The sequence below is a fragment of the Methylotenera versatilis 79 genome, from assembly GCF_000384375.1.
Taxonomy (GTDB): Bacteria; Pseudomonadota; Gammaproteobacteria; order Burkholderiales; family Methylophilaceae; genus Methylotenera_A; species Methylotenera_A versatilis_B.
In genome coordinates, this window is the sequence record NZ_ARVX01000001.1 from 2,206,529 (window position 1) to 2,220,639 (window position 14,111).

Genomic DNA, 14,111 nt, shown 5'->3' on the forward strand with positions numbered 1-14,111 from the left:
ATTAGCCTTCAATCTTAGGCACAGATTGACTCAAAGCACTATTTTCATACTGATAAGGAAATGCGCTGCGGATTAACACATAAAACAAAGGCACAAAAAATATGCCGAATAAAGTAGCGGTTAACATGCCGCCAAACACGCCAGTACCAATGGCACGACGACTTGCCGCACCAGCGCCGGTACTTAGTGCCAACGGTAAAACACCAAAAATAAACGCTAGAGATGTCATTAATATCGGTCGCAAACGTAGATGTACGGCCTCCAGCGTGGCATCAATTAAAGATTTTCCTTGCTCCTGCAGATGCTTGGCAAATTCAACAATCAAAATCGCGTTTTTCGCAGCCAACCCAACTGTCGTCAATAAACCTACTTGAAAGTAAACATCAGCCGTCATACCGCGTAAAGTGGTTGCCAAAATCGCACCGACGATACCGAGCGGAATAATTAAAATGACTGAAAATGGAACCGCCCAACTTTCATACAGTGCGGCTAAACATAAGAACACAAATAAAATCGAGATGGCATACAAAAATGGTGCTTGTGAGCCTGAAAGGCGCTCTTGATAAGATTGTGCGCTCCATTCATATCCAATGCCTTCTGGTAACTTGCCAGCGATTTCCTCAGCCGCTAGCATCGCAACGCCAGAGCTGACACCACTGGCAGTTTCACCTACAATTTCAAGCGAAGATACGCCGTTAAAGCGCTCTAAAAGCGGTGAGCCGTAAGTCCAATTGCTGCTGGCAAAAGATGAAAATTGCACCATCTCATTATTGCTATTTCTCACATACCAATCGTTAATATTTTCAGGTTGCATACGGTAAGGCGCATCCGCTTGTAGATAGACTTTCTTCACACGGCCTCTATCGATAAAATCGTTCACATAATTGCCACCGACCGCAATGGACAACGTGCTATTGATGCTGGCTGGCGTCAATCCAAAAGCACCAGCTTTCTTGTCGTCAATATTAATGCGGAATTGCGGCGTATCATCTAAACCACTGCTGCGCACTTTACTCAATCGGCTATCTTGTGCAGCTAAGGTTAGAAATTGGTCACGCGCTTTCATCAGTGCGTCATGCCCTAACCCACCTAAATCCTTTAACTGCATGGTGAAGCCAGAGGCAGCGCCCAAACCGCGCACAGCTGATGGCTGCAAGATGAAAATCTTAGCATCTCGAATATAAGCTAAATCTTTGGTTGCCTGTTGTGACAACGCTTGGGCGGTTTGCGCGATACCTTTACGCTCACTCCAATCCTTTAGTTTGATAAAAGCGCGCCCAGCATTTTGACTGGCGGCCCCGTTCTGTCCTTGGCCTCTAATCGTGATAATAGAATCAATCTCTGGCTTTGACAGCAGGTATTTTTCAACTTCTTTCATCACAGCCCTCATGCGAGTGTCCGTTGCGCCAACTGGCAACTGAACCTGCGCTGAAAGTATGGCTTGATCTTCATCCGGCAAAAATGATGTGGGTAATTGAAAGTATAAAACTGCCATGACCAAAGTGATTAACCCATAAACACCTGCTGCTAACAGCTTGCGATTCAATATTCCACCGACTACCGATTGATAACGATTTGAGGCGCTATCAAAATTACGGTTAAACCAGCCAAAAAATCCGCGTTTTTGTTTATGTGACGGGTCGGCTGACTTAAGTAAAGTGGCACATAAGGCTGGCGTTAGCGTTAAAGCGACAACAACAGATAACAACATCGCAGAAACGATGGTAATAGAGAATTGCCGATAGATGACGCCTGTTGACCCGCCAAAAAATGCCATCGGAATAAATACAGCGGATAAAACCAGTGCGATTCCAACCAGTGCGCCAGTGATCTCATTCATGGATTTGCGTGTGGCTTCTTTGGGCGATAACCCCTCTTCATTCATCACGCGCTCAACGTTTTCAACCACTACAATGGCATCATCCACCAGCAATCCAATGGCCAGCACCAAGCCAAACATGGTCAATGTATTAATGGAATACCCGAATACTGCCAGCACGCCAAAAGTACCTAGTAGCACGACTGGAACAGCAATTGCGGGAATCAGAGTTGCGCGAAAATTCTGTAAAAACAGGTACATAATCAGCACCACTAATACAATCGCTTCAATCAATGACTTAACCACTTCTTCAATAGAAATTCTGACGAAAGGCGTTGTATCGTAACCAATTGCGGTTTTAAGCTTTAAATCCTTGGGAAAGAATGTCTTTAATTCATCTAGTTTAGATAATACTGCCTGTGCGGTGCCAAGCGCGTTTGCACCCTCCGCCAACCTGACGCCGATAGCTGCTGATGCTTGGCCTTTAAAGGAAGTCACCGGCGTATAACTATCTGCGCCCAACTCAATGCGCGCCACATCTTTTAAGTAAACAGTAGCACCATCTGTGGTCGATTTAAGCACTACATTTTCAAATTCTTTAGCTGTTTGCAGCTTGGTACGTGCAGTGATGGTTGCATTTAATTGTTGCTCACTAACTGCGGGCAAAGCACCTAACTGACCAGCAGAAACCTCAGCATTCTGCGCAAGAATCGCCGCACTGACATCGGATGGCATCAGATTATATTTTTGTAGATTCTTAGGGTTTAACCAAATGCGCATGGCGTAACCCGAACCGATAGCCTGAACCTCACCCACGCCATCTACACGACTGATTTGATCAAGCAGTGTACTGGAAATATAATCACCAATATCCATCGATGATACCGCTGGATTATCTGACACCAATGAAATAATCATCAGAAAATCAATGCCAGTTTTAGTTACCGTCACACCCAAACTTTGCACGATTTGCGGCAACCGAGGTAAGGCTTGTTGCAGCTTATTTTGCACTTGAACCTGCGCGATGTCTGGATCTGTACCCGCATCAAAAGTCAAAGAGATGTTTGCGCCACCAGAAGAGTTACTAGTTGATGACATATAACTCAGGTTGTCGATACCTTGTATGTATTGCTCGATTACCTGCGTAACGGAATCTTGAATGGTTTGTGCAGAAGCGCCAGTATAATTAGCGCGAATATTGACACGCGTCGGCGCAATATTTGGGTATTGCTCTAAAGATAATTGGTAAATAGAGCCTGCGCCTGCCAGCATGATCACAATCGAAATGACCCAAGCAAAAATAGGACGATCTATAAAAAAACGGGCCATATTTGCTCTTTAAGGGTTTGAAGGGGTCACTGGCCGATTGATTTTTGTACTGGCGCTACTTGCTGCAGCCATTTCAATCGCCTTAACTTTATCGCCAACGCTGGCTTTCTGCATACCGTCTACAATCACTTGCTCGCCCGCAACCAACCCTTCAGTAACTAGCCATTGATTACCGATTGATTTATCAGCCGCAATAATGCGTACTTCAACTTTACTCTGGTTATTAACGACTAATACCGTCGCTTCGCCTTGCGCATTGCGACTGACACTTTGCTGCGGTACAACAATGGCATGCTCATCTACCGCTTCTCTAATGCGCGCGCGCACATACATACCTGGCAGCAAAAGCCCTTCATTGTTAGGCACTATTGCACGCAGTGTCACCGCCCCAGAAGTGGGATTGACGGTTACGCCACTGAATTTTAATATGCCTTCATGACTATAAACACTACCGTCTTCCAGTATCACTTTGATGGGCGCCTCGCTGGTGCTAGCTTTTTTCAGGTCACCGCTTGCCATGTCTCGCTTAAGTCTCAACAGCTCGTTGCTGGATTGCGTGATATCTACAAAAATTGGGTCTAGCTGCTGGATTCTAGTCAACACAACATCTTGGTTAGCGGTAACTAAGGCGCCCGGAGTCACTGCAGATACATCTACGCGCCCTGAAATAGGCGCAATAATTCGGGTGAAATTAAGGTTAATACGCGCGGTTTGTAACGCGGCCTGTGTCAGTAGTAAATCAGCCTCACCTTGTTTGAATAAGGCATTGATGTCGTCATTATCTTGCTTGCTAACTGCGTTAATTTTCACTAACTCCGCATAACGCTCTGCTTTAGATTTTAAGGAGGCTAAATTCGCTTCTGATTTTTTAACATTGGCCTGCGCGCTGTCATAAACAGCACGATAAACTGCTGGGTCTATTTGGTAGAGCAAGTCGCCAGTCTTAACATTTGCACCTTCTACAAACGCACGTTTTTGGATAATGCCACCAACTTGAGGCCTAATCTCTGCAATCATTCGCGCCACTGTACGGCCTGGTAATTCAGTCACAATAGATTGTGCCTGTAACTTAACTGTCACAACACCGACTTCTGGGACAGTTTCGACTTTGGTTTTTGGTTCACTCGCAGATTGCTTGCAACCCGCCATCAAAAAAGCGAGTGAAATACACAGGTTAAGGAAAACGTAAAATCGTATTGCTGGATATTTCTTCATGTTTGGTTGAGCAATCCGATTAATTGATGGGAAATAAAATGGTTGAGAATGGTTTAAAAGCGGAGATGATTGAATATGTTTTTTAAGAATATCAAGCATGTTAGTTTATCTTAAAAATTGTGATGATTAAATCCCAGTTGCGCATATTTGCTTATAGATGCGCATTTAATCAGCCAAACAAACCTTGCTGATAATCACTGATAGCTTGTTTGATTTCCTCCTGCGTATTCATCACAAATGGGCCGTATGCCACAACTGGCTCATTTAACGGCTCACCACCCAAAAATAATACAATCGAATCAGTGTCTGCCGCTAACTGAATTGTGCCAGCTTCACGCTCAAAAATCACATATTGATCTTCTATAACGCTTTCCGCAGCATTAACCTTAATACATCCTTTTAAAACGATTAGAACTGCATTATGACCTTCTGGGGAATCTAATTTGAATGATTTTCCTGCGTTCAGTTGTATATCCCAAACATTCATCGGCGTAAATGTTTTAGATGGGCCTTTTTTACCTTGGTAATCTCCCGCAATAATACGCAAATAGCCACTATCTTCCGGCAAGATAACCTTAGGAATCGTGTCATTTAATACGGTTTGATAGCGCGATTCTGCTAGTTTATCTTGCGCTGGCAAATTCACCCACAATTGCGCCATATGCAAAGTGCCGCCCTCTTTGGCGAAATTTTCTGAATGATATTCTTCATGCAGAATACCTGCTGCTGCCGTCATCCATTGCACATCACCTGCGCCAATTTTTCCGCCGTTGCCAGCAGAATCTTTATGTTCAAGTTCACCCTCATACACAATAGTCACCGTTTCAAAACCACGATGCGGATGCTGCCCCACGCCACGCCTTTTGTCTGTTGGCGTAAAAGTCGCTGGGCCTGCATGATCTAACAACAGAAAGGGGCTTAAATCTTGCATTACCGCCTGATTGCTATAAGAAAAAATACTCTTAACAGGAAAACCATCGCCCACCCAATGTTCGCCGTTGTGGCTGTGAATACTTTTAATCTGTTTCATTTTTCACCTCATCATTTGCATAGTGAAGACAGTTTAAGTTAAGAAAACTTAACCATTCATTTAAGCTAATTTTTCACGGTTAAACATATGTCGTTTTATGCTTAATTTATCTATATTTTTAAGATTAAGTATAAGTAAATTAAAGTACTAAAAACTTCTTTTTATATTTATATCCATTTACAATCAAGCCAATTAATATTTTAGCGTAAGCGTTATTTTCAATAATCACTCTAATATTCAACCATATAAACACACTTTATTTAGGCCAACATGGATTCATCTAGTTTTCTCGTTCAAGCAGTCATTTATCTTTCATCCGCCATATTAATAGTACCTTTATTTAAGCGATTAGGCTTGGGCTCTGTGCTTGGATATTTACTCGCCGGCATATTAATCGGCCCATACGCGCTTAAACTCATTCCAGACCCTGAACATGTACTGCACTTTGCCGAGTTTGGCGTTGTGTTGATGCTTTTTCTTGTCGGCCTAGAATTAGAGTCAAAAAAAGTGTGGGAGTTGCGCAAGATTCTATTTGGATTAGGCGGATTACAAGTGATTAGTACAATCGTATTAGTCAGCATCGTGGCGCATATGTTGCACATGAGCTGGCCAGTTGCCATCGTCATTGCGATGGGTGTTGCGATGTCTTCAACGGCGATTGGTTTAACCTCGCTCACTGAAAAAAAGCAACTTGCTACGCCTGGCGGTCAAGCTTCGTTCGCAACGTTGTTGTTTCAAGATTTATCCGTCATCCCAATTTTCATGCTGTTGGCATTTATCGCGCCAAATAGTACGCAGTCTGGTTTTGATCTATGGGCAATCGTAAAAGCCTTTGCAGTAATCGCGCTGATTACTTTTGCTAGCCGAACACTGTTAAGACCGATTATGCGTATCGTCGCGCAAACGGGTGTACGCGAGATTTTCGTCGCGTTTTCCTTGCTGCTTGTAATTGGCGTTGCACTTGCCATGCAGTCAGTCGGGCTTTCGATGGCGCTTGGTACGTTTTTGGCAGGCGTATTGCTGGCTGATTCTGAATACCGTTATGAATTGAGATTAGATATTGAACCAGTTAAAGGTTTGCTGTTGGGTCTATTTTTCATTGCTGTCGGTATGTCGGTTGATATGTCATTACTCGCCAATTCACCCATGATTATTTTCGGATTCGCTTTATTGATTGTCATCACTAAAATGACGATTCTGATCGGGCTTGGCCGATTATTTAAGTTAACCTTTAAAGAAGCCTTATTATTTGCAGTCGCGCTTTCGCAAGTGGGTGAATTTGCTTTTGTGATTTTTGGTGTCGCGCTGACAGAAAGTATCATTCCGCGTGAAACTTACAATATCCTCAACGCGATTGTTGCAGTATCTATGCTGATAACACCATTGCTGTTATTACTTTATGACCGCTTTCTAAGCTTGCAATGCAGCGAAAGGCCAAAGGACCGCATCACAGAAACTAATGGTGTCATCATTGCAGGATTTGGCCGTTTCGGTCAGATTGTTGGCCGCGTGTTACTTGCAAAAGGCATCACGGCAACGTTAATCGATAATGATCCCCGTCAAATCGACCTAATGCGCGAGTTTGGCTGGCGTTGTTATTATGGTGATGCATCTAGATTAGATTTGCTTGAAGAAGCTGGCATTGCAAATGCAAAACTGCTGGTCGTTTCTGTCAATGATCCCGTTGCAACGCTTGAGATGGCAAAGCTTGTAAAAGAGCGATGGCCTAATGTGGCAGTTGTGATTAGAGCGCGCAGTAGAACCGATGCGTTTGATTTACGCGATGTTGGATTAAATCCAATACGTGAAACATTTTATTCCTCACTAGAAGCTGCTAGACAGGCATTAATAGCGACAGGTGAATCAGCAAGCGCTGCAGCAAAAATCATTAAACATTTCGAACAGCACGATGCAGAGCAACTAGAAGCGCACCGAAAAATCAGAGGTGATATGGGCGCAATAGTAAGTTTGGCTGAAAAGGGACGAAGCGATCTCAAAGCACTACTGGCATTAGAACAGTCAGAAATCGATATCAAATAGACGCTTAAGTTGTAAGCTTTTAAAACGCAGAAACGAAAAAAGACCCTTGCGGGTCTTTAAATGCATTAAGCAAACGAGTTTACTTAAGCTTTTTGGATGTTAGAGGCTTGTTTGCCTTTTGGTCCATCAGTCACGTCAAAACTAACGCGATCATTTTCTTTCAAACTTTTGTAGCCACTGTCTACGATAGCTGAGAAGTGAGCGAATAAATCGTCACCGCCTGCATCTGGAGTAATAAAGCCGAAGCCTTTAGAGTCATTAAACCATTTTACAATACCTGTTGCCATAATCTTACTTTCATACTTTAAAAAAGGGAGGCACCCTAAAAGTTTGGGTTTTTAAAATATTACTAGTCTCGAAAACTCAACAAATTAAAAATTCAAACGCCTAAAGTGCTTTTTACGTACATGTTGAGATTCTGTCAAGCATTATTTCAAACTATTTTCAGCCCTCTTAAAAAAATTGCGCTCGCATAATCGCTTATTTGGTCTATTTGATTACTTGTTTTAGCTATATTGATTGCTAATTTTACTAGGTAAGACTATACTCCGCGTGCGTTAAAGTGGTGATAACGTAGAGATTTTGTTGTTAATTCGCCACTATTCCCAAAACTTGTTTCAGAATTTATAAGTGAATTTGCAAATACAGTTAATTCTTTATATGGGTCTTAAAATGTTGATTGCAAATTTTATTGGAGTGTATATTTGGCTAAAGAAGAATTAATTGAAATGAATGGTGTGGTAGATGAAATTCTACCTGACTCACGTTATCGCGTTACGCTAGAAAATGGCCATAAGTTAATTGCCTATACTGGCGGGAAAATGCGCAAAAATCATATCCGCATTTTGGCTGGTGATAAAGTGGTGCTAGAGCTTTCGCCTTATGATATTAATAATGGTCGTATTACATTTAGGCATATTGAATCAAAACAAGCTTACAGCCCGCCTAAAAGACGTACCTATTAATTTCATATCAATTGAAATGATCGAATTCGAAAGCCAGTTACTCTGGCTTTTTTATCGTTAATAGTCGGCTCGCACATATTTGCAATCACAACTCTATCTAAACCATTATGAAGCCAGTTGAAACCGATGTTTTGTTAGTGGGCGGCGGGATCATGAGCGCCACTCTAGGCACTTTATTGCAACAACTTGACCCATCACTCAGCATTACCATGGTGGAACAGCTAGATGATATTGCATTAGAAAGCTCTGATGCGCTCAATAATGCAGGAACAGGCCACGCAGGTTATTGTGAGCTCAATTACACACCACAAGCAGTTGATGGCTCTATTTCCATCAAGCGCGCATTGGAAATCAATGCAGCATTTGAGGTTTCATTGCAACTTTGGTCCTATTTAGTAGAAACCAACACACTGCCCTCGCCTACACAATTTATCAATAAAACACCGCATTTAAGTTTTGTCACGCGTGATGAAAACGTCAACTTTTTAAAGCGGCGTTTTGCTTTGTTAAATCAACATCATTTATTTGCAGAGATGCAATACAGTGAAGATAAAGACCAGCTAAATACTTGGATGCCATTGATGATGGCTAATCGCAATCCAAATGACAAATTGGCCGCAACTTACGTTGCACATGGCTCTGATATTGACTTTGGTGCTTTAACGCGGCAGTTGGTGACTAAACTAAAATCTTTAAAAAACTTTAGCTTATTGAATAATACCCGCGTAAAAAAACTCAAAAAAATCAGTGATGAGTGGCATGTCGCGTTAATCAATAAATCGACCAAACACACACAAACCATCAATGCCAAATTTGTATTTTTAGGTGCTGGCGGTGGCGCATTACCTTTGTTGCAAAAAGCGAATATAGCCGAAAGTACTGGCTATGGCGGATTCCCAGTCAGCGGACAATGGCTTATTTGCAGCAATCCAGATGTGATTAAACAGCACCAAGTAAAAGTCTATGGCAAAGCAGCTGTAGGCGCGCCGCCGATGTCTGTGCCGCATTTAGATACGCGTACAATTAACGGTAAATTAGCGTTACTTTTTGGCCCATTTGCTGGTTTTACTACCAAGTTTCTTAAACAAGGCTCAAGGCTTGATTTAGCCAAATCCGTTAAACAGAATAACCTAAAAGCCATGTTGGGCGCGGGCAAGCACAATATGGCTTTAACCAAATATTTAGTAGGCGAAGTATTTCAAACGCATGAACAGCGCATGCGCGCTTTGCGCGAATTTTTACCTCAGGCTAAATCTGAAGATTGGCAACTTGCCAATGCTGGTCAGCGTGTGCAAATCATCAAAAAATGTGATGAAAAAATGGGGAAATTGGAATTTGGCACTGAAATTGTTGCTGCCCAAGATGGCTCACTCGCGGCTTTACTCGGCGCGTCACCTGGTGCTTCTGTCAGCGTGCAAGCGATGATTGATGTGCTTGAACGTTGCTTTTCCGCTCAACTAAAAACGCCTGCTTGGCAACAAAAAATGCAGCAACTTGTACCGAGTTACGGTGAATCACTGATTGAAAATGCAGACTTACTAAAAACCATACGCAAAAGAACCTTAAGCACACTTAAATTAGCTTAAGGCCTAATTCAAGCGTACTTGGATTTATTTTTGAGGTTATTTTAGACGGTGCTGGCTTGCAGACTACGCTGACGACGAACTTCATATAAGCAAATTCCACTTGCCACACTAACATTCAGGCTTTCCACACTGCCAAACATCGGAATAGTCACTAAGGCATCGCAAGTCTCTGCCGTTAAACGGCGAATACCATCACCTTCTGCGCCTAATACCAACGCAATTGGCCCATCTAACTTAGTATCAAGCAAATTAGTAGGCGCATCCATGCCTTTTGGTGCTTCCATCGCGGTACCCACAATAAACACACCAGCATCTTTTAATTCACGCAAAGTACGCGCCAAATTTGTCACCGCAATAAAAGGCACTGTCTCAGCCGCGCCACAGGCCACTTTACGTACGGTTGCATTCAACCCAACGGCACGGTCTTTTGGTGCGATTACGGCGTGCACACCCATTGCATCAGCCACACGTAAACAAGCGCCCAAATTATGTGGATCTTCGACACCATCTAGCACCAAAAAGAATGGCGCTTCAGTTAAGTCGGACTCTAAAATATCGTGAATATCTTTGTAAGGAATGGGCGTATCGACCACGCGTGCAATCACACCTTGATGGCGGCCATTCATGCCGGCCAGGCCATCCAAGCGATTACGGTCAACCTGCATGGTGCGCACGTTGGACGCTTCTGCCATTTTCAGCAGATCTTTCATGCGCGCATCGATACGATCACGATCGATCAAAATCTCTTCGATACTAGTTGCATGCTGGCGCATACGGCTTAAAACGGCATGAAAACCAAATAAAATACGTGAATCTGACATTGCTATCGCTTACCTTTATTTTGTGTGTTTCTATTTTTGGAAACTGGTTTTGAACTGGGTTTTGATACGGACTTAGAACCCGACTTAACACCTGATTTAGGTGAAGATTTAATGGCTTTTTTTGCACCAGAACGGTCTTTTTTCGCTTTTTCAAGTGCACGTGTGCTCATCGGCTTAAAATCCCCTTTAAACTCATCTGAAAATTTAGATTTATTAACACTCAAAGGTTTGTTAAAAACCTTACTTTGATTGTTAGACGGCGCTTGGGATTGTGTTTTAGACTGTGTTTCCTTGGCTGTTTTTCCTGCGCCAGTCTCCAAAGTAAAATCAATTTTACTGGTTTCCAAATCTACCCGCGCGACTTTTACCGTCAGCCTGTCACCCAGTCTATATCTTGCACCAGTCCGCTCACCTAACATTTCATGGCGCGCTTTGTCGTAATTAAAGTAATCGTTGCCTAGTTCAGTCACGTGCACCAAACCTTCTACGTAAACTCCATCTAACGCGACGAATAAGCCAAAACTGGTGACACCAGCCACTGTGCCTTCATACACTTCACCAATTTTATCTTGCATGTAATAGCATTTCAGCCAGTTGGTCACATCGCGTGTCGCTTCATCTGCGCGACGTTCAGTCATCGAACAATGCGTGCCTAACGAATTCCAGTCTTTCGCTTTGTACTTTTCACCTTTAACCACCGCTTTAATCGCGCGATGAATCAGCAAGTCGGGATAACGTCTGATCGGCGAAGTAAAGTGTGCATAAGCCTCATAAGCCAAACCAAAATGGCCAACATTGTCGGGACTGTAAACCGCTTGCTGCATAGACCTTAACAAAACTGTTTGCAGCAATTGTGCGTCTGGGCGCTGTTTAATTTGATTCATCAACTTGCCATAATCTTTGGCATGTGGCTTATCGCCACCCGTGACGCCAAAACCGACTTCCGCCATAAAAGTGCGCAAAGCTTCTAGTTTTTCTGGCGTTGGCCCTTCATGAATACGATAAAGTGCGGCTTGTTCGTTTTTGTGTAAGAAATCCGCTGCGCATACGTTTGCGGCCAGCATGCACTCTTCAATCAATTTATGCGCATCATTACGGCCAGTCGGCACGATACGTTCAATTTTGCCGTTGTCATCAAAAACCATCATCGTTTCAGTCGATTCAAACTCAATCGCACCGCGTTTTTCACGTTGATTGAGCATTAACTTAAATAAACTGTACAGATTTTGCACATGCGGCATGATATGGCTATATTCTTTAGCCACATCTCCATCTGGATTTTGCAACATATCAGCGACTTTTGTGTAAGTCATACGCGCTTTCGAACGCATCACTGATGGATAAAACTGGTATTTTTGCACCACGCCATCGGTATCGATTTGCATATCGCATATCATGCAAAGCCGCTCTACATCAGGGTTAAGTGAACACAAACCATTTGACAGCGCTTCTGGCAACATTGGAATCACGCGACGTGGGAAATACACCGAATTACCGCGCTCAAACGCATCTTTATCCAGCGCATCGTCAGGCTTTACATAAAAACTCACATCGGCAATCGCGACAACTAAACGCCAACCCAAGCTTGGTTTATCTGCATTCAATGGTTCAGCAAATACCGCATCATCGAAATCACGCGCCGTTTCGCCATCAATGGTAATTAAAGCTAACTCGCGCAAATCAATACGGTCTTTATAATCGGCCGCTTGCACTAATTTAGGAATGCGCTCTGCTTGGCTTAGTGCTGCCGGAGAAAATTCATGTGGCAGCTTGTGTTTTCTTAATGCAATTTCGATTTCCATACCGCTATCGGCATAGTTACCTAAAATCTGCACCACTTTACCCATCGGGTGCGCGTGGGAACTTGGCTGTTCAGTCAATTCCACCATTACGACCTGGCCAGGTTTTGCGCCCATGTCTAAATGATAAGGAATCAGAATATCTTGGTTGATGCGCTTATCTTCTGCCGCAACAATCGTCACCCCTGTGCCACGTACAATGCGACCTACCAAGGTTTTAGTACTGCGCTCCAGCACTTCGACAATCTTGCCTTCTGGCCGACCTTTTCTATCCAGTCCAGCCATGCGTACCATCGCACGGTCACCATGCATTACTTGCGCCATCTCACGCGGACCTAAAAATAGATCTTCTGGGTGTTTTGTTTTGTCATCCGGCACTAAAAAACCAAAGCCATCTGGATGCCCAAGTACTTTACCTGCAATCAAGTGAATTTTGTCTGCCAAACACAACGCACCTTTCCGGTTGCGCATGATTTGACCTTCACGCTCCATTGCATTCAAACGTCGATTAAAATTATCCCGTTCACTATCATCAATATCCAACAAGATATAAATTTGTTCATTACTCAGTGGAACACCTTGATCAGACAATATCTGCAACACCAACTCACGGCTTGGTAAGGGCGCTTCATACTGCGCCGCTTCGCGACTTGCATGAGGATCACTACCTCGCTGACTAGACTGCGGCTTTGATTGAGTGTCTTTTTTTTTAATTGACAAGTTAATTGCTTCCTATAAAATTTGGCGCATTATTCACTATTAAGTGACCATTCTTTAAGTGACTATGCCCAGATGGCGGAATTGGTAGACGCGCAGGTTTCAGATACCTGTATCGAAAGATGTGGAGGTTCGAGTCCTCTTTTGGGCACCAATAAAAAATATTTATATAACTCAATAAATTACATGCAATTAAATTCTGTTTTATTGCTAGTTATCCACTTATATAATCCATTGTACATTGAAACTACACTCGTATCTATGGAAAAGCCACTACTGCATTTTCTATTTTAAACTCAAAATAAAGGGTTAAGAAAAGAAAATTAACCTATCACCTACTGCCCCGATGTAGATATGAAGAGAGCAACTTAAGGCTCTTAAGCCTGCATTAAGTTAAGAGAAGTTACGGTTTAGAATAAATCAAAATTGAAGCCAACTGACAAAGCTAAACTCACAAATAATAAATTAGTGGCTATCGTGAACGGAGTGGATTAAAAATTAGATGTAGAAATCTATAATGGCTGCTGAAATCAGGTAAGTTTTCTATCTAAGTAGCTAAATCTTCAAATATACAAACACTTTCTGTCGCATTAAAGCTGACTTTTAAATTAGCACTTTTGGCGATCATTTTAATCAGCAGAATCAATTCGTTATGATTGCCCACACCATTCACTAAATCTTCGCAAAATGAAGTATAAAATCCATTCTTTTTAACTTCATTGATGATTTGTGAAATGTCTATATCTGCTAGATGCATTTGAGTTTTAGTCATAATTATTATTTTTTAGCA

The 14,111-nt window shown here is 42.6% G+C and carries 10 protein-coding genes and 1 tRNA gene; 4 read left to right on the plus strand and 7 right to left on the minus strand.

All coding sequences use genetic code 11. From position 1 onward, the window contains the following. Position 1 precedes the first annotated feature (1 nt). From METVE_RS0110705 to METVE_RS0110715, 3 genes are all read right to left on the minus strand, one after another. Entirely contained in the window at positions 2–3,148 is a 3,147-nt protein-coding gene (locus tag METVE_RS0110705) for an efflux RND transporter permease subunit (protein WP_020168477.1), read from the minus strand. 9 nt (positions 3,149–3,157) lie between these two features. Next, complete coding sequence (locus METVE_RS0110710) at positions 3,158–4,363, minus strand: efflux RND transporter periplasmic adaptor subunit (protein WP_232415314.1); 1,206 nt, start codon at positions 4,361–4,363, stop codon at positions 3,158–3,160. A gap of 169 nt (positions 4,364–4,532) precedes the next feature. Next, complete coding sequence (locus tag METVE_RS0110715; RefSeq protein WP_020168479.1) at positions 4,533–5,393, minus strand: pirin family protein; 861 nt, start codon at positions 5,391–5,393, stop codon at positions 4,533–4,535. Positions 5,394–5,663: 270 nt separating this feature from the next. Between METVE_RS0110715 and METVE_RS0110720 the strand changes: the two genes are divergently transcribed. Beyond that, positions 5,664–7,433, plus strand: a complete 1,770-nt coding sequence (locus tag METVE_RS0110720) for a glutathione-regulated potassium-efflux system protein KefC (protein WP_020168480.1) — start codon at positions 5,664–5,666, stop codon at positions 7,431–7,433. Between the two features lie 83 nt (positions 7,434–7,516). Here the strand turns inward: METVE_RS0110720 and METVE_RS0110725 are convergent, their stop codons facing one another. Continuing rightward, a complete protein-coding gene (locus METVE_RS0110725; protein WP_020168481.1) occupies positions 7,517–7,720 on the minus strand; it encodes a cold-shock protein in 204 nt (67 codons plus the stop codon). A gap of 417 nt (positions 7,721–8,137) precedes the next feature. Between METVE_RS0110725 and infA the strand changes: the two genes are divergently transcribed. Continuing rightward, positions 8,138–8,398, plus strand: a complete 261-nt coding sequence (gene infA, locus METVE_RS0110730) for a translation initiation factor IF-1 (protein ID WP_020168482.1) — start codon at positions 8,138–8,140, stop codon at positions 8,396–8,398. 107 nt (positions 8,399–8,505) lie between these two features. After that, positions 8,506–9,984 (plus strand): malate dehydrogenase (quinone), encoded by a 1,479-nt coding sequence (gene mqo / locus METVE_RS0110735; RefSeq protein ID WP_020168483.1) that lies wholly within the window; start codon positions 8,506–8,508, stop codon positions 9,982–9,984. 41 nt (positions 9,985–10,025) lie between these two features. Here mqo and rlmB read toward each other — a convergent pair whose 3' ends face one another. After that, positions 10,026–10,805: a 23S rRNA (guanosine(2251)-2'-O)-methyltransferase RlmB gene (gene rlmB, locus METVE_RS0110740; RefSeq protein WP_020168484.1), complete on the minus strand. Its 780-nt coding sequence runs from the start codon at positions 10,803–10,805 to the stop codon at positions 10,026–10,028. Between the two features lie 2 nt (positions 10,806–10,807). Beyond that, positions 10,808–13,324 (minus strand): ribonuclease R, encoded by a 2,517-nt coding sequence (gene rnr, locus METVE_RS12625; protein WP_020168485.1) that lies wholly within the window; start codon positions 13,322–13,324, stop codon positions 10,808–10,810. Between the two features lie 66 nt (positions 13,325–13,390). On the opposite strand from rnr, the gene METVE_RS0110750 reads away from it, so the two are divergent. After that, positions 13,391–13,475, plus strand: a tRNA-Leu gene (locus METVE_RS0110750). A 393-nt stretch (positions 13,476–13,868) separates the two neighbouring features. On the opposite strand, the gene METVE_RS0110755 is transcribed toward METVE_RS0110750, so the two are convergent. After that, complete coding sequence (locus METVE_RS0110755; protein ID WP_020168486.1) at positions 13,869–14,093, minus strand: hypothetical protein; 225 nt, start codon at positions 14,091–14,093, stop codon at positions 13,869–13,871. Positions 14,094–14,111 lie beyond the last annotated feature (18 nt).